The 22594-nt window shown below is 65.9% G+C and carries 22 protein-coding genes; 14 read left to right on the forward strand and 8 right to left on the reverse strand.

The annotated features are described in order from the left end of the window. Nucleotides 1–3: 3 nt before the first annotated feature. Nucleotides 4–2736: a sensor domain-containing diguanylate cyclase gene (locus AC3WOS_RS08445; protein ID WP_492715456.1), complete on the reverse strand. Its 2733-nt coding sequence runs from the start codon at nucleotides 2734–2736 to the stop codon at nucleotides 4–6. Between the two features lie 120 nt (nucleotides 2737–2856). Here AC3WOS_RS08445 and AC3WOS_RS08450 point away from each other — a divergent pair, with 120 nt between their 5' ends. Then, nucleotides 2857–3513: an HAD family hydrolase gene (locus tag AC3WOS_RS08450; RefSeq protein ID WP_492715457.1), complete on the forward strand. Its 657-nt coding sequence runs from the start codon at nucleotides 2857–2859 to the stop codon at nucleotides 3511–3513. 7 nt (nucleotides 3514–3520) lie between these two features. Here AC3WOS_RS08450 and AC3WOS_RS08455 read toward each other — a convergent pair whose 3' ends face one another. Next, on the reverse strand, nucleotides 3521–4900 hold the full coding sequence (locus AC3WOS_RS08455) for a methyl-accepting chemotaxis protein (RefSeq protein WP_492715458.1): 1380 nt from the start codon (nucleotides 4898–4900) through the stop codon (nucleotides 3521–3523). 365 nt (nucleotides 4901–5265) lie between these two features. On the opposite strand from AC3WOS_RS08455, the gene AC3WOS_RS08460 reads away from it, so the two are divergent. The 5 genes from AC3WOS_RS08460 (at nucleotide 5266) to AC3WOS_RS08480 (ending at nucleotide 10548) form a co-directional block, all read left to right on the forward strand. Beyond that, the gene (locus AC3WOS_RS08460; protein ID WP_492715459.1) at nucleotides 5266–6657 is read left to right on the forward strand and encodes a class I SAM-dependent methyltransferase; all 1392 of its coding nucleotides are present in this window, start codon (nucleotides 5266–5268) and stop codon (nucleotides 6655–6657) included. Continuing rightward, complete coding sequence (locus AC3WOS_RS08465; RefSeq protein WP_492715460.1) at nucleotides 6654–8018, forward strand: sensor histidine kinase; 1365 nt, start codon at nucleotides 6654–6656, stop codon at nucleotides 8016–8018. Before AC3WOS_RS08460 ends, AC3WOS_RS08465 begins: the two co-directional genes overlap by 4 nt. After that, nucleotides 8018–9136, forward strand: a complete 1119-nt coding sequence (locus tag AC3WOS_RS08470; RefSeq protein WP_492715494.1) for a hybrid sensor histidine kinase/response regulator — start codon at nucleotides 8018–8020, stop codon at nucleotides 9134–9136. The genes AC3WOS_RS08465 and AC3WOS_RS08470 overlap by 1 nt, the downstream gene beginning before the upstream one ends. Then, nucleotides 9133–10119 carry a response regulator gene (locus AC3WOS_RS08475; RefSeq protein ID WP_492715461.1) on the forward strand — a complete coding sequence of 329 codons (987 nt, stop codon included), beginning with the start codon at nucleotides 9133–9135 and terminating at the stop codon, nucleotides 10117–10119. Before AC3WOS_RS08470 ends, AC3WOS_RS08475 begins: the two co-directional genes overlap by 4 nt. 87 nt (nucleotides 10120–10206) lie before the next feature. Next, nucleotides 10207–10548 carry a hypothetical protein gene (locus AC3WOS_RS08480; protein WP_492715462.1) on the forward strand — a complete coding sequence of 114 codons (342 nt, stop codon included), beginning with the start codon at nucleotides 10207–10209 and terminating at the stop codon, nucleotides 10546–10548. Between the two features lie 39 nt (nucleotides 10549–10587). Here AC3WOS_RS08480 and AC3WOS_RS08485 read toward each other — a convergent pair whose 3' ends face one another. The 4 genes from AC3WOS_RS08485 to AC3WOS_RS08500 all read right to left on the reverse strand — a co-directional run bounded on the left by AC3WOS_RS08485 (nucleotide 10588) and on the right by AC3WOS_RS08500 (nucleotide 14728). Continuing rightward, nucleotides 10588–11202, reverse strand: coding sequence for a DUF1003 domain-containing protein (locus tag AC3WOS_RS08485; RefSeq protein ID WP_492715463.1), 615 nt, complete (start codon nucleotides 11200–11202; stop codon nucleotides 10588–10590). 199 nt (nucleotides 11203–11401) lie between these two features. Further along, entirely contained in the window at nucleotides 11402–12079 is a 678-nt protein-coding gene (locus AC3WOS_RS08490; protein WP_492715464.1) for a glycine zipper 2TM domain-containing protein, read from the reverse strand. A 34-nt stretch (nucleotides 12080–12113) separates the two neighbouring features. Beyond that, a complete protein-coding gene (locus AC3WOS_RS08495; protein WP_492715465.1) occupies nucleotides 12114–13544 on the reverse strand; it encodes an aldehyde dehydrogenase family protein in 1431 nt (476 codons plus the stop codon). 548 nt (nucleotides 13545–14092) lie between these two features. After that, nucleotides 14093–14728 (reverse strand): LysE family translocator, encoded by a 636-nt coding sequence (locus AC3WOS_RS08500; protein WP_492715466.1) that lies wholly within the window; start codon nucleotides 14726–14728, stop codon nucleotides 14093–14095. Between the two features lie 104 nt (nucleotides 14729–14832). Between AC3WOS_RS08500 and AC3WOS_RS08505 the strand changes: the two genes are divergently transcribed. Genes AC3WOS_RS08505 through AC3WOS_RS08515 form a run of 3 tightly spaced genes read left to right on the forward strand, consistent with a single transcriptional unit; the run spans nucleotide 14833 to nucleotide 16880 of the window. Then, nucleotides 14833–15783 (forward strand): helix-turn-helix transcriptional regulator, encoded by a 951-nt coding sequence (locus tag AC3WOS_RS08505; protein WP_492715468.1) that lies wholly within the window; start codon nucleotides 14833–14835, stop codon nucleotides 15781–15783. Between the two features lie 42 nt (nucleotides 15784–15825). Further along, nucleotides 15826–16632 (forward strand): DNA/RNA non-specific endonuclease, encoded by an 807-nt coding sequence (locus AC3WOS_RS08510; protein WP_492715469.1) that lies wholly within the window; start codon nucleotides 15826–15828, stop codon nucleotides 16630–16632. After that, nucleotides 16632–16880: a hypothetical protein gene (locus AC3WOS_RS08515; protein ID WP_492715470.1), complete on the forward strand. Its 249-nt coding sequence runs from the start codon at nucleotides 16632–16634 to the stop codon at nucleotides 16878–16880. Before AC3WOS_RS08510 ends, AC3WOS_RS08515 begins: the two co-directional genes overlap by 1 nt. Here AC3WOS_RS08515 and AC3WOS_RS08520 read toward each other — a convergent pair whose 3' ends face one another. Together AC3WOS_RS08520 and AC3WOS_RS08525 are read right to left on the reverse strand one after the other, a co-directional pair. Continuing rightward, a complete protein-coding gene (locus AC3WOS_RS08520; RefSeq protein ID WP_492715495.1) occupies nucleotides 16881–17867 on the reverse strand; it encodes a sensor domain-containing diguanylate cyclase in 987 nt (328 codons plus the stop codon). A gap of 95 nt (nucleotides 17868–17962) precedes the next feature. Then, on the reverse strand, nucleotides 17963–18826 hold the full coding sequence (locus AC3WOS_RS08525) for a sensor histidine kinase (RefSeq protein WP_492715471.1): 864 nt from the start codon (nucleotides 18824–18826) through the stop codon (nucleotides 17963–17965). Between the two features lie 230 nt (nucleotides 18827–19056). On the opposite strand from AC3WOS_RS08525, the gene queE reads away from it, so the two are divergent. The 5 genes from queE (at nucleotide 19057) to AC3WOS_RS08550 (ending at nucleotide 22586) form a co-directional block, all read left to right on the forward strand. Beyond that, complete coding sequence (gene queE / locus AC3WOS_RS08530; RefSeq protein ID WP_492715472.1) at nucleotides 19057–19692, forward strand: 7-carboxy-7-deazaguanine synthase; 636 nt, start codon at nucleotides 19057–19059, stop codon at nucleotides 19690–19692. Between the two features lie 2 nt (nucleotides 19693–19694). Next, a complete protein-coding gene (gene queD, locus AC3WOS_RS08535; RefSeq protein ID WP_492715474.1) occupies nucleotides 19695–20141 on the forward strand; it encodes a 6-carboxytetrahydropterin synthase QueD in 447 nt (148 codons plus the stop codon). Further along, nucleotides 20134–20712: a tRNA adenosine(34) deaminase TadA gene (tadA, locus tag AC3WOS_RS08540; RefSeq protein ID WP_492715475.1), complete on the forward strand. Its 579-nt coding sequence runs from the start codon at nucleotides 20134–20136 to the stop codon at nucleotides 20710–20712. Before queD ends, tadA begins: the two co-directional genes overlap by 8 nt. 94 nt (nucleotides 20713–20806) lie before the next feature. Further along, nucleotides 20807–21631 carry an esterase/lipase family protein gene (locus AC3WOS_RS08545; RefSeq protein WP_492715476.1) on the forward strand — a complete coding sequence of 275 codons (825 nt, stop codon included), beginning with the start codon at nucleotides 20807–20809 and terminating at the stop codon, nucleotides 21629–21631. 10 nt (nucleotides 21632–21641) lie between these two features. Next, a complete protein-coding gene (locus tag AC3WOS_RS08550) occupies nucleotides 21642–22586 on the forward strand; it encodes an alpha/beta fold hydrolase (protein WP_492715477.1) in 945 nt (314 codons plus the stop codon). Nucleotides 22587–22594 lie beyond the last annotated feature (8 nt).

Below are 22594 nucleotides of genomic sequence, written 5' to 3' on the forward strand. Positions count from 1 at the left end.
TCCTTACTGCGCCACCACGTAGCGGTCGCGCCCGCGCCGCTTGGCCGCATACAGGGCGCCGTCGGCGCGCGCCACCAGTTCGGCCGGCGTCTGGTCGCCGCACTGGTGCAGCGCCACGCCGATGCTGGTGCTGACCTCCAGCGCCTGGCCAGCCACCATGAAGCTGGGGCGGATCGCCTCGACGATCTTGGCCGCCAGCCGTCCCGCCTCCTCGGGGTCGTTGACCTGCTCGAGGATGATGACGAATTCGTCGCCGGCCAGCCGGGCCACGGTGTCGGTGGCGCGTACGTTGCCTACCAGGCGCGCGGCAAATTCCTTGAGCACGGTGTCGCCGCCGCCATGCCCCATGCTGTCGTTGATGGACTTGAAGTTGTCCACGTCCAGGTAGGCCAGCGCCATGGGCTGGCGGTTGCGGCGCGCCCGGCCTATGGCCAGCTGCAGCAATTCCTCGAACATGAGGCGGTTGGCGATGCCGGTCAGGGTGTCGATGCGGGCCAGGTGGGTCAGCCGTTCCTCGATCTCCTTCATGCGCGTGGTGTCGTGGGTGAGCGAATAGACCCCGGCCACGCTGCCGTCGGCCTGCACCTCGGGCACGAAGGTGGTCTCCAGCGTGTGGATGCTGCCATTGATGCGCGCCTTCAGTTCGTACGTGACGATATGGCCCTGGTAGGCCCGCTCCAGGTGCGGCTCGGCATTGCGGTAGTGGTCCTGGCCTATGCTTTCGGCCAGGGTGTGGCCCACCATGCGCTCCGGGGCGATGCCGAACCAGTGCTGGAAGGTGGCGTTGACGAACTGGATGCGGCGCTCGCGGTCCGCATACGAGATCAGCACCGGCAGGTTGTCGGTCAGCAGCTTGAGGCGCTTTTCGCTGGCGGCCTGCGTCAGTTCGGCGGTCTTGCGCTCGGTGATGTCGAGCGCCATCAGGTAGAAACCGGCCACGCTGCCGTCGCTGCGCAGGTCCGGTATCATGTCCACCATCAGCTGGATGGCGCGGCCTGTTTCGCGGCCCTCGCGTTCGTAATGCACGCGTTCGCCCCGCAGCGCCGCCTCGTAGTAGGGGCGCAGGCGCTGGCGGAACTCGCTGCCGAAGGTGTCGCCGAAGGTCTTGCCCAGCAGCGAGTTCGGTTCGATGCCCATCAGTTGGCGGAAATGCTCGTTGGTGAAGCGGTAGTGCAGCTGGTCGTCCACATAGGCGATCATGGCCGGCATGTTATCGGCGATCATGCGCACCCGTTTCTCGCTGGCGGCGATCTGGCGCTCGTACAGCAGCCGTTCCGTGATGTCGTGCAGGAAGGCGGTGGCGTAGTGGTTGCTGCCGTGGCGCAGGGCCCGCACCGACAGCTCGACCGGCACTTCGTGGCCGTCGCGGTGCAACGCGGCCACCCGCACCCGCGAATTGAGTACCGGTCCGCCGCCGCCCAGGGCAAAGCGGGCCATGCCGGCCCGGTGCTCGTCGCGCATGGCGGGCGGAATAATGAGCTCGGCCACGTCGCGGCCCACGGCCTCGGCGCGGCTCCAGCCGAAGCTCTTCTCGGCCTGGGCGTTCCATTCCGTGATGATGCCGCCGGCGGTGCAGCTGATGAAGGCGTCCGGGGCCTGTTCCAGGATGTTGCGCACCAGCGATTCGCTGTCGAGCGTACTGGCCTGGGCTGCCTCGCGCTCGGCCATCAGGACGTGGAAGGCGGAACTGAGCTCGCCGATCTCGTCGCGCCGGCGGCGCTGCAGCACGTCGATGCCAGCGTTGCCGCTGCGGATGTCGGCAATGTGGCGGCGCAGGCGGCCTAGCGGGCGCAGCAACGCCAGGATGGCGCCCCAGCCGATGGCGCCGGCCAGCGCCGCGAACAGGGTCGAGGCCAGCACGGCATGGCGCCGCATCACGATCATGGGCGCGAACGCTTCTTCGGTGGGGAAGCGGGCGCCCACGATCCAGTCGGTGGCCGGAATCCGTTTGTAGGCGTAGATGCCTTCGCTGCCATCCTTGTTGGCGGCCGTGGTCCAGCCCTCGAAACCCTGCAGTGCCATTTGCGTGGCGCGGTTGACGCCGGGCCGGGCATTGATGTGCTGCAGCAGGCGGGAGCGGGTGGGGTGGTTCACCAGGATGCCCTTGCTGGTCATGATGTACATGAAGCCGGTCTTGCCGGGCTTTTGGGCGTTGATCGGCGTGAGGAACGAAGCGTTGGCCAGGTCGATGCTGCCGGCCAGTACCATCGCCACCTTGCCCTCATCGTCCAGCACCGGTTGGGTGATGAGCACCACCGGCAGGTCGGTGACGCGGCTCTTGAACGGTTCCGAGATGATGCTGGCGCGGCTGGCCATGGCCTGCTCGAAGAACTGGTGGGCCCATTCGGACAGCTGCAGGGTGGCGATGCCGTCGCGGCTCGTGTGGCGCAGCACGCCGTTGCGATCGTAGGTGACCAGGTTGAGGAAGGCCGCACGCACCGTGGGATGGTGTTCGACGAATTGCTGCATCCGCTCGGGATGGGCGCCCACCTCGGGCGGCAGGCTGTCGGCCAGGCTGGCCAGCAGCGTACGCTTGGCCTCGAGCTGCGATTCGATGTTGGCGGCGGCGGCCGACAGCAGCGCATATTGCTGGTCGCCGATCACGGCCTCCATGTCGCGCTCGGCCAGTAGCAGCGCCAGCGACGTGACGATCACCGTGGCGGCCAGCACGAGCGCCACCACCACGGCCGTCATGCGGAATTTGAGGCTGCGGATCAGGGGCACGTTGGCGGGCATAGGACATCGGAGGTGGGGTACAGGCAGAGTATTGCACACACGGACATACATGGCCAAGCGGCGGGCCCGGCCCGGGTACAATTGCCGCTGCGGGAGGGCCCGCATCGCGACAGAGGTAGCATGTTACAAGGTATATTGTGGGACAACGACGGGGTGCTGGTCGATACCGAGCGCCTGTTTTACGAGGCCAACCGGGACCTGTTCCAGCGCCATGGCGTGGCGCTGGACGCGCAGCATTTCTTCGACTGGTATCTGGCCGATAATTGCGGTGCCTGGCACTTGATGGACCCGGTACCCGGGCCCGAGCGGATCGCGGCGCTGCGCGAGGAGCGCAACCGGGCCTACGCGCGGCGCCTGGCCGACGAGGCTATTCCCGCCATGGATGGCGTGGCCGCGCTGCTGGCGGCGCTGGCGCCGCGCGTGCGCATGGGCGTGGTGACCAGTTCCAATGCTGACCATTTCCACATCATTCACGGCCGGCTCGACCTGCTGCGCCATTTCGATTTCGTGCTGACGGGCGAATCCTACGCCGACAGCAAGCCTTCGCCCGAACCGTATCTGCTGGGCCTGGAACGGCTGGGCTTGCCTGCGGATCAGTGCGTGGTAGTCGAGGACTCGCCGCGGGGCCTGCAGGCCGCCGTGGCGGCCGGCATCCGCTGCATCGTGCTGCGCCATACGCTCACCCGCCACCACAGTTTTCCCGGCGCCTACCGCGTGGTCGACACCATGGCCCAGCTGCAGGCGGAGCTGGAATTGCTGCTGGCGCCGTCCGCCTGAGCGCCGCTCAGAACTCCATCCACTGATCCTCGTCGGCGCCGTTGGCCACCTTGCGGCTGGTCGCTTCACCCGTGGCGGGGGGCGGCAGGGGCGCCGCGATGCGCTTGGGCGCCGCGCGCCGGCGCGGCATGGCGCGCACGCTGGCCGTGGGCGCGGCCGTGCCGGCCGGCGCCGCGCCGGACAGGCGGAACAGGCCGACGGCATCCGACAGGTGGGCCGCCCGTTCCTGCATGGTAGCCGCCGCCGCCGAAGCCTGCTCCACCAGCGCCGCGTTCTGCTGCGTGCCCTGGTCCATCTGGGTGACGGCTTCGTTGATGTGCTCGATGCCGTCCAGCTGTTCCTGGCTGGCGGCGGCGATGTCGCGCATGATGTCGGTCAAGCGGCGCACGCTGGCCACGATCTCGCCCATGGTGTGGCCGGCCTCGTCGACCAGGCGGGCGCCGGCGTCGACCTTGCCGACCGAGTCGCCGATCAGGGCCTTGATCTCGCGCGCCGCCGCCGCCGAGCGCTGGGCCAGGTTGCGCACCTCGTTGGCCACCACGGCAAAGCCGCGCCCCTGTTCGCCGGCGCGGGCCGCTTCCACGGCCGCGTTCAGGGCCAGGATGTTGGTCTGGAAAGCGATGCTGTCGATGACGCTGATGATGTCGACGATCTTGCGGGCCGATTCGTTGATCGAAGCCATGGTGTCGACCACCTGCGCCACCACGGCGCCGCCCTGGCCGGCCACGTCCGAGGCCGACTGGGCCAGCGCGTTGGCTTGCCGGGCGTGGTCGGCGTTCTGCTTGACGGTGGAGGTCAGCTGCTCCATCGACGATGCCGTCTCCTCCAGGGCGCCGGCCTGGCGCTCGGTGCGCTCCGACAGGTCCAGGTTGCCGGCCGCGATTTCGGCCGAGGCGGTGGCGATGGCGTCCGTGCTGCCCCGTACTTCCTGCACGATGCCGACCAGGCTGTGGTTCATTTCCTTGAGCGCGGCCGACAGCTGGCCGATCTCGTCGGTGCTGCGCACGTCGATGCGCGAGCTGAGGTCGCCCCCGGCCACCGTGCGCGCCACCTTGACGGCGTGATTGATCGGTCCCACGATGCCGCGCGTGATGTACCAGGCCGTCAGCAGGCTCAGTACGCCGCCGGCCAGGCCCAGGGCGATCATGATGTTGCTGGCCAGGCGGGCGTCGTGCGCCGCGTCGGCGCTGGCCTGGCGGGCCGCGTCGTCCTTGATCGGCTGCTGCAGGCCGATCTGGGCATGGCGTTCGTTGGCGCTGCGCTCGATTTCCGCCGCCGTCGTGCGCAGTGCGCTGGCCCCCAGGGCAACCACCACCGCCAGCATGACGGTGGTGAGGGAAAAGGCTATCGTCAGCCGATGGCCGATCTTGATGTTTGCGATATTCATAGGCCGTCTTTTTTGTTTTCTGTCCCCGGCGGCGGGCTGCGAACGTCCGCTGTCGGGTGCGGTTGATCAAGGCCGGCGTCTCCTCCGGCTGCGGGCAGTGTAGCAGCGACTGCTTTGCGAATCGAGAAATATTTCTTATTAGAATCACAGTACTAAAAGATAGAAAAACAACATATCTGGTGGGAATGAAATGTTGCCGAATATTTCACTGCCATGTACACTCGACACGCAGTGCATTTGCAGTGCGTGTTAAGGTGCGCGAAAGAAAAGAGCGGCGGGTGGCCGGTGGCGTTGCCGGTGCCGGCCTGGCTTTAACCCCGCTGGCTTGCCGTTACGGCCCGCCGGCCATTTGAAGACGCCGAACCGTGTATTCACAATCGCAAATCGATCCGTTGGTCAGTTTCCGTAATTCGCAAGGCGAGGCCGTGCGCGGCACGCTCGTCAACGTCCAGCGCAAGGCGCTGGTGATGGAAATCTACAATCCAGATTTCATCATGCAAGTAAGTGAGGTGCTCAGCGAGCTGACCGTGCGCATCGGCACCCGTACCGCCTACTGTGGCCGGGCGCTGGTGGTCAGCATGGTCAATACCGGCCTCACGGCCGTCGTCTCGCTGACGCTGGTCGATGAATGGTGCGAGCTGGGCGACCTGATGCTGGTGCCGGGCGCCGTGGGCGCCGAGGCGGCCGGCTTCGTGCGCGAATGGAGCGAACGCTATCGCATCGGCCGCGACTACCAGGCCGTGGTCAACGAGATGCGGGCCTTCTTGTCGGACGTGTCGCGCTGGGTGGACCAGGTGGACCTGGCCGGCAACTTGCCCAAGGTGGACGGCATGCTGCGCGAAGATCTGTTCTACGAGCTGGCCAGTCCGGTCATGGACAAGACCCTGACCTACCTGGAACGGCTGGAGAACGAGGCCGCCATCATCGAGCCGGAACTGGCGCCGGCGCACCGCGCCTTCGCCCAGTCGGCCCTGCACCCGCTGATCCTGCGGGCGCCGTTCGTGTTCCGCACCTACACCAAGCCGCTCGGCTACGCGGGCGACTACCAGATGGTGAACCAGATCCTGGACGACCCGCGCCAGGGCCCGAATACCTATTTCCAGATCGTCAATACGGCCTTCCTGCAGGCGGCCGTGGCGGCGGCCCACCGCAACCGCATCGATATCCTGGTCGGCTTCCTCAAGGGGCTGGCCGACGAGGCGCGCCAGCTGGGGCGGCCGGTGCGCATCCTCAACATCGGTTGCGGCCCGGCCGTCGAGGTGCAGCGCTTCCTCGACAGCTATCCGGAACCCCACCTGCTGCAATTCGAGCTGCTCGACTTCAGCGCCGAGACGCTGGACTGGACGCGCGCCCAGCTGTCGCAGCGGGCCGCCCGCAGCGCCCGGCCGGTGGAGATCAGCTACGTGCAGGATTCCGTGCACCAGCTGCTCAAGCGCCGCGCCGGTCCGGCCGGCGAACGCACGGCCGAATTCGACGCCGTCTACTGCGCCGGCCTGTTCGACTACCTGTCCGACAAGGTGTGCGCGCGCCTGATGGCCCATTTCGCCAGCCGTATCCGTCCCGGCGGCAAGCTGCTGGTGACCAACGTCCACTCCGACAATCCCGGCAAGTTCGGCATGGAGCATTTGCTGGAATGGCATTTGATCTACCGTAACGAGGCGGGACTGGAAAAACTGCTGCCGCCCCAGGCGCGCGAGCGCAAGATCTATGTCGACGCCACGGGCGTGAACCTGTTCGCGGAAGTGCGCATCGCATGACGGCCCGCCTGCCGGACGGTGTGATACTGGCGCCCGAAGAGAGCTACGAGACGGCGCTGCGCCACTTCCGCCTGGAATTCAGCCGGGCCGGGGTGCGCACCGGCATCATCCTGGTGTTGCTGGGGGTGGGGCTGGACCACGCCATGTATCCGGAATGGCAGGCCACATTCGCCGGCTGGCGCCTGCTGGCCTCGGCCCTGATGGGCGCCATGCTGGGCCTGATGGGCACGGCCTGGGGCCAGCGCAACATCCAGTGGCTCACATTCGGCTGGCTGTTGCTGCCCCAGCTGATGATCGCCGCCATGATCGCCGCCACCGAAGGGGCCGCCTCCATCTATTACGCGGGATTGACGCTGGCCGTCTACTCGTCGGGCATCGTGCTGGCCTTCGGGCTGTGGCAGAACATCGTGTTCGGCGGCGTCAGCTACCTGCTGTATGCACTGGCCTGCGCGCACCATCCCGTCAGCTTCGAGCTGCACGGGCCGTTCGTCGTCAATTCCATGTTCCTGCTGATGTCGGCCACCATCAGCGCCGTGTTCACCGTCTACAACGAGCGGGCCCGCTTCCTGCTGTTCCAGCTCAAGGCCCAGGTGGCGCAGAAGAACCGCGAACTGGAACTGACCAACAGCAGCCTGGCTGAAATCAAGGGCCAGATGCTGCAGCAGGAAAAGATGGCGGCGCTGGGCACGCTGGCCGCCGGCCTCATGCACGAAGTGAACAATCCCGTCAATTTCTGCCTGATGGCGATCGACCTGGCGGCCGAGGATCCCGTCGCGCAGGCCAGTCCGCTGCTCTCGGAGTGCCTGGCCGACGCCCGCCAGGGCATGCAGCGGGTGCAGCACATCGTATCGGACCTGAAGACCTTCGCCTACCGCAAGCACGGCACCGACCTGCTGAGCGCGCACTTCCTGTTCGAGCGGGCGCTCGGCTCGGCCATCCGCCTGATCGGCCACGAACTGAAGGACGTGCAGGTGGAGCGCGAGCTGCCGGACGACACCCTGGTGCGCGGCGACGAGGCGGCCATCATCGGCGTGCTGATCAACCTGTTCAGCAACGCCATCCTGGCCATGCGCAAGGCCGGCAAGACGCCCTATGCGCTCAAGATCACGGCCCTCTGGCAGGCCCAGCGCCTGCAGGTGACGGTGTGCGACAACGGCCCCGGCATCCCGGCCGAGCAGCTGGCGCGTGTGTTCGAGCCGTTCTTCACCACCCGTGAAGTGGGGCAGGGACTGGGCCTGGGGCTGAGCATCAGCTACCGCGTGATCGAGCGGCACGGCGGGGTGCTGCTGGCCGAGAGCGTGGTCGGCGAGTGGACCAAGATGATCTTCGACTTGCCGCGGGCAGAAACGGAGAAGCGATGATGCGGCAAGCCCCCCATCCGGCCGCCAGCGTGCTGTACGTGGACGACGAGGAACTGGCCTGCAAGTATTTCGAACGGGCCATGGCCGACGACTACCAGGTGGTGACGGCCGGCGGCGTGGACCAGGCCATGGCCATCCTGGCCGAACCGGGCCACGGCATCGGCGTGCTGGTGACGGACTACCGCATGCCGGGCCGGGTCGGCAGCATCCTGCTGCGCTACGTGAACCAGCATTTTCCCCACATGGTGTGCCTGCTGGTGACGGCGTACGCGGACAAGGAAGTTCTGCTCGACAGCATCAACGGGGCCGAAGTGTTCCGGGTGCTGGAAAAGCCGCTCGACCTGTACCAGCTGCGCCTGGCCCTGCGCCAGGCCAGCGAGCGGGCGCGCGAGCGCCAGTCGCGGCGCGACAACCTGCTGGCGATCGAGGAGACGCTGGCCTTCCTGGCCCACGAACTGAATACGCCGCTGGCCACGATAGGCAACTTCGCGCGCGGCATTGCCCGCCGCGCGGCCGGCGCCGACCCGGTCCAGCAGCTCGAGGAGATCGGCCACGCGGCCGCCCTGATGCAGGACAATGCGCGCTACTGCCTGTCGGTGCTGAGCAGCTTCGTCGAATCGGTCAAGCTGGCCCACGGCACCTTGCCCGAGCCGGCCGGGCGCAGCGGCCACAGCGCCGAGCAATTGCTGTCGGCGCTGCTGGACGCCTATCCGCTCACGGCCAGCCAGCGCCAGATGATCTGCACCGACGTGCAGCAGGACTTTGCCGTGCGGGCCCTGCCCAACTGCGTGGCGCTGGTGCTGTCGTCCATCATGAGCAACGCGCTGCGCGCGCTCGACGGCCAGGCCGACGGCGCGCTGCGCTTTTCCGTGCTGGTGGACGGCACGCCCCAGATCAGCATCAGCGACAACGGTCCCGGCATTCCGCCCGACATCCTGGCGCGGCTGCTGGTCGATCCCGTCACCACGCACGCCCACAATGGCGGTAATGGTTGGGGTTTGATCTTTTGCCAGCGTATTATGCAGTCGTTTGGCGGCAACATCATGGTGCAATCCAAACCCGGACGCTACACCACCGTCACTTTGAACTTCCCAGCAATCGAAAAGGAACTTGTATGAGCGATCCCGCAGCGCAGGCACCGACCATTCTGTATGTCGACGATGAAGCGACCGCCCTCAAATATTTCCAGCGCGCCTTGGGTGCGCTGGCCAACGTCATCACGGCCGAGTCGGTGGAAGAGGGCAAGCGCCTGCTCGACGCCCATGCCGACACGCTGGCCGTGCTGGTGTCCGACCAGCGCATGCCTGGCGCCAATGGCAACGAGCTGCTGTTCTATGCGTGGGACCGGCATCCGCACATCGTGCGCATCCTGACCACGGCGTATTCGGAACTCGAGCATACGGTGGAAGCGGTCAACCAGGGCCAGATCCACCGCTACATCCAGAAGCCATGGGATATTTCGGCCCTGCGCATGGAGCTCAAGCAGGCGCTGGACCTGGCCTCGCTGCGCAAGGACCACAACCAGCTGCTGCGCGAAAAGCTGCTGGTGCGGCAAAAGCAGACCATCGCCAACCGGGCCGCCATGCTGTACACGCTGTGCTCGGGACTGAGCGAGCGGGGCGCCCATGTGGCGGTCGAGGCCAGCCTGGGCGCGGCCATGTGCGCCGGCCTGGAAGGGATGGAGCCGGACTGGCTCATGTACGACTACGCCGACCTGACGGGATCGGAAGTGATGCGTTGCGCCGCCCTGGGCGACGCCGTGCGCGCCCACCTGGTCCGGATCGAGCAGCGCTGTCCCGGCCAGGAAGCGGAGCAAGCCTTGCTGCTGCTGGCGGAGCACTTCGGCCCCACGTTCGAGGCGACCGGCGGCGCCGGCGGCATGTTCCTGCAACCGGCCATGCTGATGGAATTCCTGGCGCTGCCGACCCAGGCCGCGCCGTCCACCGCCCACGCCTACTGGCTGGCCTGCCTGCTGTGGCTGGGGCGGCGCGGCCATGCCATGCAGCTGACGGCCGACGGCTCCGTGCTGCGCTGCCAGCTGACCGTGGCCGACGCCAGTTTCGGCGCACCCCAGCTGGCGGCCTGGATAGGGCAGCTGTGATCGCCGCGCCGGCGCGCCCAGGTGTGCGCCGGCCGGCTTGACGATACGCTAGCATGGGCATTTCCCGGTACATCGTGGAGGTGCATCATGCCTAAAGGTGCTAGTCCGAAGCGCGAACGCGAATACAAGGAACTGGAGCGCAAGTTCAAGCAGGAAGGCCGCTATGCCGGGCGGGAGGAGGAGGTGGCGGCCCGCATCGTCAACAAGCAGCGGGCCGCGTCCGGCGAGACGGAGGAGGAGCAGGCGCATCGCGCCACCGCCCCTGAACGCAGCCTGCCCATCGCCAATTACGAGGAACTGACGGCCGAGCAGGTGCTGCGCCGGCTCGACCAGCTGTCGCTGTCCGAGTTGCGGCGCGTGCGCCGGCACGAGGCGCGGCACAAGAAGCGCAAAGGGATACTGGAAGAACTCGACGCCAGGCTGGGATAGCTGTTGCGTTCGGGGGCTTCTTCACGTGCCAGGGGCATTTCAGTCGATGGTATGAGGTGCAACTGCGGCGCCGGTTTCCCTATGCTCATCCAACGCTGCGCGTACTGCCTCGGGGTTCATTGCCTGGCCCAATGCGCTGGCCTCAAGATCGTCTCGATTCGTCACATTCGGCAAGTCCCTGCGCAGCTCCTCGAGTAAGTCGATAAGTTTGGCCGCCTTTTGTTCGGTCAGTAGTGTGATGCGCAAATCGAGATGGGCACGCTGCTCGGCAAGCTTTGCCATGCGGTTTTGCTTGGTAAGCACAATCGTGCTGGTTAATAACGCGCCAAGACAGAGTAAGCCTTGTAGCTCAAAAAAAGGCGCAGGGTCAAATGGCGGCTTGCCAGCGAAGCGCAACGCCATGTTGGCCAGTATCCAGCAGAAGACAAAGATGAGAATGAGGAATGGAAAAGCAGGCCGGCCGATGAAATTGCCAATGGCTTCGATGATATGCTGTGGCCAGGTAATTTTCCCTTCTTCCTGCGCATAGTAATCCAGTAGCGCCCCGATGTTTTGGGCTGCCTGGTTTGGTCCTCCACTGGCAGCGTTACAGTCGTCGCCCGTGGAGGTTGGCTTTGGCTTCTCCGGAACTTCGGTACAGTCTTGTTGAGTCATAGTCCCGATAGTTTATGGGAAATTTCTTGATGTCGGCGCCGGGTTGAGACGGATAGACATCGGCGTCGGCCAATGCGTGTAGTTGCCTGGCCGAAGCGAGAGACGTTCGCCGAGCATAGCGCCCGCTAGTGCGCCAACGGCAGTCGCCGCAGTGTGGCCATTTCCAAGGTCCTTACGTGCTCCCTGAATTCGGGTGATGTTATTGCTGGCCCACGACCTGGTTACGCTTGGCGATTTCGTTGCCCACGTAGCCGCCACCGACGGCGCCTGCGATTGCTGCCAGGGTGCGGCCGTTGCCGCCACCCACTTGACTGCCCACCAGACCGCCGACCAGGGCGCCAATGCCGATGCCAAGAGGACTGTTCTGGGCGGCCGGAGCGGGCTGCGGATATGCGGGTGCCGGTCGATAGTCGCGGGCATGTTCAGCCTGAGCCAGTTGCGGACGGTCGCCATAGGCTGTTGGGCTACGACGGGGATATTCGTGGTGAACGATGGTTTTGTATCGCACCACCTCCCGCACGGCCGGTGCGGGCGTCGACTGCTGCGCAAGTGGGGCGCTACCGAGGTTCGTCATTGCCGCTGCAGGAGTGGTTGCAACGGCGCCGCGGGAGTTAGGTAAAAGTCCCGCAATCGCGGCGGCGCCGACCAGGCTGACCAAGGTCAACGACACAGCGGCAGTGGCCATCAGTGGGTGGATACGATTCGGGGTAGCGGTGGTTTCCATTTTCATTCTCCGGTATGGCGCTGACTTTGCGCTGTTGAACCAATAACGGTTGAAATCAAGAATGGGATGTAGGAAAGACGTTTCCTGGGTAAGCATATGTAACAAACACTGGAGCTTGTTCGGCGACGCGTCCCGCACGGATGTGTTAGCCATGGCGGCGCAGCCGCCATGGCATGCGGTGTCGGTCTTATACGCCGCAGTAGGTCGTCTTGACGGTCGTGAAGAACTCGGCCGCGTACGTGCCCTGTTCGCGCGAACCGTAGCTGGAACCCTTGGTGCCGCCGAACGGCACGTGGTAGTCCACCCCGGCCGTCGGGACGTTCAGCATCACCATGCCGGCCTGCGCGTGGCGTTTGAAGTGGGTGGCATACTTGAGCGAGGTGGTGCAGATACCGCTCGACAGGCCGAACTCCGTATCGTTGGCCAGGGCCAGTGCGTGTTCATAGCTGTCGGCCGGGATCACGCTGGCCACGGGGCCGAAGATTTCCTCGCGGCTGATGCGCATGTCGTTGCTGCAGTCCGTGAACAGGGCGGGGCGCAGGAAGAAGCCGGGGGTGGCGCACGTCACGCGCTCGCCGCCGAAGGCCAGGGTGGCGCCTTCGTCCTGGCCGATATGGATGTATTCCAGGTCCTGTTCCAGCTGGCTGGCGTCCACCACGGGGCCGATGTCGGTGCCGGCCGCCAGCGCGTCGCCGATGGTGAGGGCGGCCAGCTTTTCCTTCACGGCCGCCACGAAGGCCGGGTAGATGCCTTTTTCCACGATCAGGCGGCTCGACGCGGTGCAGCGCTGGCCCGTGGAGTAGAACGAGCCCTGGACGGCGCAGTTGACGGCCGTGGCCAGGTCGGCGTCGTTGAGCACCACAAGCGGATTCTTGCCGCCCATTTCAATCTGCACCTTGGCCATGCGGGTCATGGCGGCCTGGGCCACCTTGGCGCCGGTGGCCACCGAGCCCGTGAAACTGATGGCGTTGACGCGCCGGTCGTTCAGGAAAGCCTGGCCGACCACGCTGCCGCGGCCCATCACGAGGTTGAATACGCCAGGCGGCAAGCCGGCGCGGCTGATGATCTCGGCCAGGGCCCAGGCGCTGCCCGGCACCAGTTCGGCCGGCTTGAGCAGCACGCAGTTGCCATAGGCCAGGGCCGGCGCGATCTTCCAGGCGGGGATGGCGATGGGGAAATTCCAGGGGGCGATGATGCCGACCACGCCGACCGGTTCGCGCGTGACTTCCACCTCCAGGTTGGGGCGTACGGACGGCAGTTTGTCGCCGCGCAGGCGCAGGCATTCCTGGGCGAAGAACTTGAAGATGGCGCCGGCGCGGGCCGCCTCGCCTATGCCTTCGGGCTTGGTCTTGCCTTCTTCGCGCGACAGCAGGATGCCCAGTTCCTCCTTGCGGGCCAGGATTTCACTGCCTATCCTGTCGAGTGCATCGGCGCGCATCTGGACGTTGGACAGGGCCCAGCCCGGTGCTGCGGCCGCCGCGGCCGCGATGGCCAGCTGCGCCTGCTGGGCGTCGGCCTGGGCATAATGGCCGATGACGTCGTCCGTGTTGGAGGGATTGATGTTGGCAGCAGAGCTCGCTCCTTCGACCCATGCGCCGTTGATATAGTTGTGTTTCATGGTTATCCGCTTGTTGTGAATGAAGTGGGGGTGCCCGCATTATCCTCCTTTATGGCCGTTTCGCCACAGGCAAGATTGCCTATAACGCAGGAAATAAGCGCCGGGGGCGGCGCACGGCCGACTGTTGTTGTTTGGAACAAACTGAGAGAATTCGTTACAGTTCAGGTCGAAAGCGCGCTAAACTAACTCCGATAACTTGTTCTCCAGCCAATGCTGTTTGCTCTATTACAAGCTGGAAAGCGTTGTACCGCATAACAAGAAAAACAAAGGTTGGCCCGGTTCCCGTGACCGGCGTCACCTGCACTCCCAATAATAAAAAAAGTATGGGCCGGCCGCGATCCTTCGCGTCCGGCCCTTTTTTATTAAAAAAATGGGGACGTACCCCTTTTCGAAAAAATGGGGTACGTCCCCATTCTTTGTGAGCCGTCAGACCGCATGTGAAAATGGGGACGTCCCCCTTTTTCCAAAACCCGGGACGTAATACGGTTTTTGGGTCAGGCTGGGGGAAAATGGGGTACGTCCCCATTTTTTTCCTCGCTCTTGAGCCGTTAAGCTGTATGCCAGGCCTGGTAGGCGCTGAGCATGGCCGTCGCCAGCAGTAGCATTCCCATGACGCGGGCTACCACGATCGCGGCAGCCGGATGACGGTTGAACCAGCCACTGGCGCCGCTGGCCGCCAACGCCACGGCGCCGTACACGCCGGCCTGGGTCAGCGCCGTGATCGCGCCCAGCACGCCCGATTGCACCCAAAGCGGCCCCAGCCCCGGGCGCAGGAACTGGGGGAAGATGGCCAGCATGAACAGGTAGGCCTTGGGATTGAGCAGGCTGGTGACCATGGCGCGGCGGAATATGATGCGTTCCGGCGCGCGCTCCTGGTTCGCCGCCGGCAGCAGGATGCTGTTGCTGCCCAGTAAAGTCCAGCCTATCCAGGCGATGTAGACGGCGCCGCCCAGCAGCATGGCGCGGAACAGGCCAGGCCACCATTGCAGCACAACGGCCACACCCAGCGCACCCATCAACAGATGGCAGAATCCCCCGGCGATGATGCCGCCCACGGCCGCCATCCCGCTGCGCCTGCCGCCCAGCAGCGAGCTGCCCATGACGAAGGCCATGTCCAGCCCCGGCAACAGGACCACGCCGAATACGACCAGAAAATACAGCCAGAGATAGCCAGTTTGCGTCATGTCTTTGCTCCCGATGAAAGATTTCGGCCGTCCGCTACGGCGATATGGCACTGTAAATCTCATATAGGACAGATTCCGCCCTGATAATCTGTTATCTTTGTGAAATGTACCATCCCACCACCCGCGTCCTGGCAGTGCTGGAACTGCTGCAAACCCATGGCCGCCTCAGCGGCGCCGACATGGCGCGCCGGCTGCAGGTCGATGGCCGCACCTTGCGCCGCTACATCGTGATGCTGGAGCAGATCGGCATCCCCATCACCAGCGAACGGGGCCGGCATGGCGGCTATGCGCTGGTGCCCGGTTTCAAGCTGCCGCCGATGATGTTCACGGAAGACGAGGCCCTGGCACTGTCGCTGGGCCTGCTGGCGGCCCGCAGCCTGGGCCTGGCCGAAGCGGCACCGGCCGTGGCCAGCGCCCAGGCCAAGCTGGCCCGCATCATGCCCGATGGACTCAAACAGCGCGTCAGTGCGCTGGACGAAACGGTGCGGCTCGACCTGGCCGACGGCATGGCCCCGCGCGACAACGGGGCGCTGGTCGTGCTGAGCGCAGCGGCCCAGCGCGGCCAGCGCGTCCACCTGCACTACCGGTCCGGCGACGCGGACTCGGCGCGCGATGTCGATACCTATGGCCTGGCCTATTACCTGGGTTTCTGGTATGCCGTGGGCTGGTGCCATCTGCGCGGCGGCATGCGCACCTTCCGCCTCGACCGCATCCTGGCGGCAGTGCCGGCGCCGGGGCGGTTCGAGCGTCCCGCCGATTTCGATGCGCTGGCCCATTTGCGCCTGTCCGTCGCTTCCTTGCCGCGCGCCTTCTCGGCCACCGTGTTGTTGAAGACGGACCTGGCAACGGCCCGCCGCGCCTTGATGGAAACCATCGGCCTCTTCGAGCAGCGTGCCGATGGCGTGCTGCTGCATAACCAGTCCGACGACCTGGCCTGGCTGGCCCGCCAGCTGGCCGGCGTGCCGTTCGGCCTGGAGATCGTCGATCCGCCCCGGCTGCGCGATGAATTGGCCGCGCACGCCAGGCGTTTGTTGCAAATGGCCACCGTCTTATAGAATGCGGCAACTTGAACTTTTTCGCCCATTCCAGAAGGAACCATGCAACACCCTAGTCTGCTCCAGAAAACCCTGGCCGCCGCCATTTTGGCTTGCGGCACCTTCGCCGCCAGCTTCGCCTTGGCCGGCGCCTGTCCCGCCCACTATGTCGATGGCCGGCTGCCGGAAATCCGCAACGAAAAGATGGGCGCCGCCACCCGCGAGCTGTGCTACGGTGTGTTCGGCGTCATGCATTCTGGCCTCACGCGTACGCCGCTGTGGTCGGCCGAGCACCTGACGGCCGACAATATCGCGGCCGCGCAGAGCCTGTCGCGCGAGAATTCCTTCCACGCCGAGCCGCAATTGCCCGTCAGCCAGCGGGCCGAATTGTCGGACTACGCGCGCAGCGGCTACGACCGTGGCCACATGTCGCCCAACGGCGACATGCCGGACCGCGAAACCCAGCACGAAAGCTTCACGCTGGCGAACATGGTGCCGCAAAACGGCGACAATAACCGTCATGTGTGGGCAGGTATCGAAGGCGCCGTGCGCAAGATGGCGAAAAAGGAGGGCGACCTGTACGTGATTACGGGCCCGGCCTTCCTCGGTGGTAACCTGCAAAAGATCGGCAACGTGCTGGTGCCTACGCACCTGTACAAGCTGGTCTACAGCCCGCGCCAGCGGGCCGGCGCGGCCTATTTCATTGCCAACGCGTCGACCAACGATTATGAGACGCTGACCATTGCCGAGCTGGAGAGACGGGTGGGTATCAACCTGCTGCCCTCGCTGTCGGCCGGCGAGAAGGAAGCCATGCTGCGCCTGCCCAAGGTCAAGCCGCGCAAGGATAAACGTGAAGACTGGAGCCTGTGATGCCTAAATTTGTTCCCTACGCCAACGAAGCCGATGTGCTGCACATCGGCCACCTCTGCATAGAAAACCGGCTCGACCGCATCACCCTCAGCGGCGACGTGGACCTGACGGCCGACCAGGCCGGCCTGCGCGACGCGCGCGCCCTGCACCAGTTGCTGGGCGACATCGTGGCGCGGCTGGAGGCGCAGGACTTGCCCGCCAGCTTGCCGCCGCCGGACGTGAAAACGGTCGCCAACCCCTTCGGCTGATCAGGCCCGGCCCACGGCCGGGTCCTGTTGCTCCTGCAGCGGCAGGCTGATGCGGTTGCGACCCATGTGCTTGGCCCGGTACAGGGCCGAGTCGGCCGTCGCCACCAGCTGGCTGGGGTCGGTGTCCACGGAGGGCAGGGCGGTGGCCGCGCCGATGCTGACGGTGACCACGTGGGCGTCGCTGCCCAGGTTGGGCAAGTGCAGCTGCTCGACCCGGCAGCGGATGCGCTCGGCCACGATGGCCGCGCCCTTCAGGGCCTGGTTGGGCAGGATCACGGCGAATTCCTCGCCGCCGTAGCGGGCCACCAGGTCGTTGGCCCGCATTTCGCTGGCCACCGCGTTGGCGATGCGCTGCAGGCATTCGTCGCCGCCCAGGTGGCCGTAGGCATCGTTGTATTGCTTGAAGTTGTCGACGTCGACCATCAGCAGCGACAAGGGCTGCTGCTGGCGCAGGGCGCGCTGCCACTCGGCCGCGAGCGTATCGTCGAAGCAGCGGCGGTTGGCCAGGCCCGTCAGGCCGTCGCGCGTGGCCAGCTGTTCCAGCGCCACCTGGGCCCGTTTTTCATCCGTCATGTCGCGCAACGTTTCCACCACGGCCACCAGCCGGCCTTCGGCGTCGTAGATGGGGCTGGCGTCCACGGCCAGGTAGCGCCGCTTGCCCACGCGCGGCATTTCGCACCAGTTTTCCGCGCACAGGTTGTCGCCACCCTCGCTGCGGTGGGCGTGCTGGTCGTACAGCGTGTGCACTTCGCCCGTGCGGCCCTGGATCACCAGGTCGGCCAGTGTGGGGCGGCGCTCGTTGTAGAAGCTGCGCCAGTGGTCGGACGTGCCCAGCACTTCGTAGGCCGGCACGCCCGTCAGCCGTTCGCAGGCCCGGTTCCAGATCAGCACCTTGCAGTTGGCGTCGATCACGAAGGTGGGGATGACCAGCAATTCCATCAGCTTGAGCGCAAAGCCGTGCTGCTGGTCGGCTTGCGGGAATTCCATGACGTGCTGGATTTTCTGGATGTTGTTCATGGGCGATCCTTGTGCGGGGTGTGCCTGTAATGTTGTCATGGTGGCTGGCGCGGTGAAGAGGGTTGTCATTTTGCTTCGTGTACGGCGTCTTCCGTTTGATGCTGCACAAGCGCGAGCGGGAACGACATGGACAGCGCCGTGCCCTGGCCGGGCCGGCTGGCCACGTGGAACTTGCCGCCGGCCCGGGCCACGCGGTCGGCGATGCCGCTCAGGCCGTTGCTGCCCCGGGGCGGCTTGGCGGGCAGGCCGATGCCGTTGTCGCACACGGTCAGGGTCAGGCTGCTGGGGTGGCGGCACAGGGCGATGTCGACCCGGGTCGCGTTGGCGTGGCGGGCGATGTTGCTCAGCGATTCCTGCAGGACGCGGTACAGCACGGCGTCCACCTTGGCGCCGGGCGCGGCGTTGTAGACTTGCTGGTCGGCGTCGAGCCGGCACTGGATGCCGCTCAGGCGCGAAAACTGGGTCACCTGGCTTTCGACGGCGCTGCGCAGGCCGTCGTCGAGCGCCTCGGGCCGCAAGTCGTGGATGATGGTGCGCAGCGAGCGGATGCTGGCGCCGATGTGGGCTTCGATCTGGTGCAACTGGGCTTGCAGGCGGGGCTGGCCGCGGCTGAGGACGGCGATGTCCATTTTCAGGGCCAGCAGGTTCTGGCCCAGGTCGTCGTGGATGTCGCGGGCGATGCGCTGGCGTTCCGTCTCCAGCGCGCTGTCCTGCTGGGCCAGCAACTGGCATACGCGGGTGCGCTGTTCGAAGGCGGCCTGGTCGGCCCTGGCCCGCGCCCCCTGTTCGGCCGCCAGGGCTTGTTCCAGCCGGGTCAGCGTGGCGCGCTGGCGCTGCTGGCGCCATAGCAGGGCCAATGCGATGAGGGTGAGCATGACCGCGCCGGCGGCGATCAGGTCTACATGCAGGGACTGTGCAGCGTATTTCATAGGGTGCAATTCTCCATGCGGGTGTAGCAGCGGGGATTTGGCTGGTGCACCGCTACAACATATCGCGGCTGTCGCCGGCGGGCGTTGTGAAAAGTCAAATTCTTGCGGGGAGGAAAGCGAAATCAGGGGTGGTGCCGGTAAATTCCTGCGCGGCCTCAGGCTCGCTTATAATGGAGGGTTGTCAACCGGAGTTTGCGCGCCGTACGCAGCCGGTCAGTCGAGGAAACGTTGTGACTTACAGCATCAAAGAAATCTTTTATACCCTGCAGGGCGAGGGCGCCCATGCGGGGCGGCCAGCCGTTTTCTGCCGCTTTTCGGGCTGCAACCTGTGGACGGGCCGCGAAAGCGACCGGGCCAGTGCCGTGTGCCAGTTCTGCGACACGGACTTCGTGGGCACGGACGGCGAGGGCGGCGGCAAGTTCGCCACCCCGGCGGCCCTGGCCGGCGCCATTGACGCCCTGTGGCCGGCCAGCTATCCGTCCAGCAAATACGTCGTGTTCACGGGCGGCGAACCGCTGTTGCAGCTCGACGGGCCGCTGATCGCCGCCATGCATGCGGCCGGATTCGAGATCGCCATCGAAACCAACGGCACCATCCCGGTGCCGCCGGGCGTGGACTGGATCTGCGTCAGCCCCAAGATGGGCTCGCAGCTGGCCGTGCAGCGGGGCAATGAAATCAAGGTGGTGATACCGCAGACGGACCAGGACCTGGCGGCCTACGAAGGATTGGCGTTCGACCACTTCTTCGTGCAGCCCATGGATGGCCCGCTGGCCGAGTTCAACACCAAGCTCGCGATTGACACCTGCAAGCGCCGTCCGAAATGGAAACTGAGCCTGCAAACCCATAAACTCTTACAAATACCATAACAATGCTGACCATTACCCGCAAGCTCGAATTCGACGCAGGCCACCGTATCCCCGACCACAAGAGCCAGTGCCGCAACCTGCACGGCCACCGCTACACGCTGGAAATCACGCTGACCGGCAAGGTCATCTCCGTCGAAGGCAATTCCGACAACGGCATGATCATGGACTTCTCCGACATCAAGTCGCTGGCCAAGGAACACCTGGTCGACGTGTGGGACCACTCCTTCCTGGTCTACGAGAAGGATGCGGCCGTGCGCGACTTCCTGGCCACGCTGCCCAACCACAAGACGGTGGTGATCGACCGTATTCCGACCGTGGAGAACCTGGCCCAGGTCGCGTTCGACATCCTGAAGGCGGCCTACAAGGACCGTTTCGGCACCGGCCTGCACCTGCACAAGCTGGTGCTGCATGAAACCCCGAATTGCTGGGCAGAGATCACCGATGCCTGAAACCGCAGCCACCGTGACGGACGGCGTGCCGGCGGCCGACAGCGCGGCGGCGCCGTTGCCGGCGCCGGCCAGGCACGCCGTCACGCCCGATGAACAGGCCTTCATGCAGCAAGCGCTGGCCCAGGCGCAGTTCGCGTGGGACGAGGGCGAGGTGCCGGTGGGCGCCGTCGTCGTCAAGGATGGCGTGGTGATCGCGCGCGGCTACAACCGTCCCATCGGCAAGCACGACCCCACGGCGCACGCGGAAATCGTGGCGCTGCGGGCCGCCGCCGAGGCGTTGGGCAACTACCGCCTGCCCGGCTGCGAACTGTATGTGACGCTGGAGCCGTGCGTGATGTGTTCCGGCGCCATGATGCATGCCCGCCTTGCCCGCGTGGTCTACGGCGCGGCCGATCCCAAGACGGGCGCGGGCGGCTCCGTCGTCAACCTGTTTGAGCAGGAACAGCTGAACCACCACACCGGCATCGTGGGCGGCGTGCTGGCTGACGAGTGCGGCGCCATGCTCAAGCGCTTCTTCGCCGCGCGCCGCGCCGCCGCGGCCGAGGCGCGCCGCGCCGCCGGCGCCGGCTGACCAACGCCGTTCCCGCCCGCGCACCGGTCTGCGGTGCGCCATTTCATGCTCCCAGCAAAAATGGTATGCTAAAACCATATCGCCGGGAGTACAGATGTCACACCGCAAGGCCGTCACGCAAACTTTGGAAAACGACAACGCCCCGGGCATGCTGCGGCTGGCGCTGGAAATGCGCGCCCCGTGGGAACTGGGCGCGGCGCTGGCCGCCTACCCGTTCATGCGCGTCGCGCCGCGCGGCGACGGCCATCCCGTCATGGTCTTTCCCGGCCTGGCCGCGGGCGATTTCACCACCCTCGTCATCCGCCATTTTCTGAGCGACCGCGGCTTCTCCGTGCACGCCTGGGAGCAGGGGCTGAATTTCGGCCCCCGGCCCGGCGTGCTGGAAGCGTGCCTGGACAAGATCCGCCAGCTGCGGGCCGATACGGGCCGCACCGTGAGCCTGGTGGGCTGGAGCCTGGGCGGCGTGTACGCGCGCGAACTGGCCAAGATGCTGCCGGACGACGTGCGCACCGTCGTCACGCTCGGTTCGCCGTTCACCGGCAGCCCCAAGGCCACCAATGCCTGGCGTGTGTACCAGCTGGTGTCGGGCGAAAAGGAGATCGACGCCGAGCGCTTCGCCGCCCTGCGCGAGCGCCCACCGATGCCGACCACCTCCATCTTCAGCCGCACCGACGGCGTGGTGGCGTGGCACTGCAGCATGGAAGAGGAAACGGCCAGTTCCGAGAACATCGAAGTGCATGCCAGCCATGTGGGGATGGGCGCCAATCCATCGGCGCTGTATGCCATCGCCGACCGCCTCGCGCAGCCGGAAGGGCAGTGGCGGCGCTTCGACCATGAAGGCCACACCGGCCTGAAAAAACTGCTGTACCTGGACCCGCAACGCACCCCGCTGTTCCAGTCCCTGTTCGGCCTATATTGAAGGAGTCGCCGTGGCTACCGCGCTCGCAAACGGCATCACCATCGCATACGAAACGCACGGCGACCCGCATGACCCGCCCGTGCTGCTGGTGATGGGGCTGGGCATGCAGCTCACCAGCTGGCCGCAGGACTTCGTCGATGGGCTGGTGGAACAAGGCTATTACGTGATCCGCTACGACAACCGCGACAGCGGCCTGTCGAGCAAACTGCGCCAGCACGGCGCGCCCAGCATGACGCTGACCTGGCTCAAGACGCTGGTGCGCTGGCCCGTCAACCCGGCCTACTCGCTGCACGACATGGCCGACGATGCGTGCGGCCTGCTGGACTTCCTGGGCGTGGCCAAGGCGCACGTGGTCGGCGCTTCGATGGGCGGGATGATAGGCCAGATCTTCGCGGCACGGCACGCCGAACGCACCTTGAGCCTGACCTCCATCATGTCGAGCAGCGGGCGGCGCGGCCTGCCGGGGCCGACCGCCGTGGCGCGCAAGGCGATCATGCGCATGCCGGGCTATCCGCGCGACCAGGCGCAGGTGGTCGAGCGCATGGTGCAGACGCTGCGCACCATCGGCAGCCCCGCCTATCCGACACCGGAAAAACTGCTGCGCACAAGGATAGAGCAAGCGCTGGCCCGCAACACCTGCCCGGACGGCATCGCACGCCAGATGGTGGCCATCGTCGCCTGCGGCGACCGCACGCCCTTGCTCGGGGATATACGCTGTCCGGCCATGGTGATCCACGGCGCGGCCGATCCGCTGATACCGCTGGCCTGCGGCGAGGATACGGCGCAAGCCATTCCCAACGCGGCGCTGCACGTGATCGAAGGCATGGGCCACGACCTGCCGCCGCAGCTGATCGAACGCCTGATCGCCTTGATCGATGCCCACCTGCACGGTAAGATGGAGCCGAACGACATGGCCCCGTCCACCCGGCGGGCCGGCAGCGACACCCACTACTGATCGAGACG

This window comes from Rugamonas sp. FW305-51, from assembly GCF_058786935.1.

Excerpts from the sequence above, each read along its gene's own strand:
- AC3WOS_RS08445 (WP_492715456.1), bottom strand. The coding sequence starts at position 2,736 with ATGCCCGCCAACGTGCCCCTGATCCGCAGCCTCAAATTCCGCATGACG.
- AC3WOS_RS08450 (WP_492715457.1), top strand. The coding sequence starts at position 2,857 with ATGTTACAAGGTATATTGTGGGACAACGACGGGGTGCTGGTCGATACC.
- AC3WOS_RS08455 (WP_492715458.1), bottom strand. The coding sequence starts at position 4,900 with ATGAATATCGCAAACATCAAGATCGGCCATCGGCTGACGATAGCCTTT.
- AC3WOS_RS08465 (WP_492715460.1), top strand. The coding sequence starts at position 6,654 with ATGACGGCCCGCCTGCCGGACGGTGTGATACTGGCGCCCGAAGAGAGC.
- AC3WOS_RS08470 (WP_492715494.1), top strand. The coding sequence starts at position 8,018 with ATGCGGCAAGCCCCCCATCCGGCCGCCAGCGTGCTGTACGTGGACGAC.
- AC3WOS_RS08475 (WP_492715461.1), top strand. The coding sequence starts at position 9,133 with ATGAGCGATCCCGCAGCGCAGGCACCGACCATTCTGTATGTCGACGAT.
- AC3WOS_RS08480 (WP_492715462.1), top strand. The coding sequence starts at position 10,207 with ATGCCTAAAGGTGCTAGTCCGAAGCGCGAACGCGAATACAAGGAACTG.
- AC3WOS_RS08485 (WP_492715463.1), bottom strand. The coding sequence starts at position 11,202 with ATGACTCAACAAGACTGTACCGAAGTTCCGGAGAAGCCAAAGCCAACC.
- AC3WOS_RS08490 (WP_492715464.1), bottom strand. The coding sequence starts at position 12,079 with ATGGCTAACACATCCGTGCGGGACGCGTCGCCGAACAAGCTCCAGTGT.
- AC3WOS_RS08495 (WP_492715465.1), bottom strand. The coding sequence starts at position 13,544 with ATGAAACACAACTATATCAACGGCGCATGGGTCGAAGGAGCGAGCTCT.
- AC3WOS_RS08500 (WP_492715466.1), bottom strand. The coding sequence starts at position 14,728 with ATGACGCAAACTGGCTATCTCTGGCTGTATTTTCTGGTCGTATTCGGC.
- AC3WOS_RS08505 (WP_492715468.1), top strand. The coding sequence starts at position 14,833 with ATGTACCATCCCACCACCCGCGTCCTGGCAGTGCTGGAACTGCTGCAA.
- AC3WOS_RS08510 (WP_492715469.1), top strand. The coding sequence starts at position 15,826 with ATGCAACACCCTAGTCTGCTCCAGAAAACCCTGGCCGCCGCCATTTTG.
- AC3WOS_RS08515 (WP_492715470.1), top strand. The coding sequence starts at position 16,632 with ATGCCTAAATTTGTTCCCTACGCCAACGAAGCCGATGTGCTGCACATC.
- AC3WOS_RS08520 (WP_492715495.1), bottom strand. The coding sequence starts at position 17,867 with ATGGAATTCCCGCAAGCCGACCAGCAGCACGGCTTTGCGCTCAAGCTG.
- AC3WOS_RS08525 (WP_492715471.1), bottom strand. The coding sequence starts at position 18,826 with ATGAAATACGCTGCACAGTCCCTGCATGTAGACCTGATCGCCGCCGGC.
- queD (WP_492715474.1), top strand. The coding sequence starts at position 19,695 with ATGCTGACCATTACCCGCAAGCTCGAATTCGACGCAGGCCACCGTATC.
- tadA (WP_492715475.1), top strand. The coding sequence starts at position 20,134 with ATGCCTGAAACCGCAGCCACCGTGACGGACGGCGTGCCGGCGGCCGAC.
- AC3WOS_RS08545 (WP_492715476.1), top strand. The coding sequence starts at position 20,807 with ATGTCACACCGCAAGGCCGTCACGCAAACTTTGGAAAACGACAACGCC.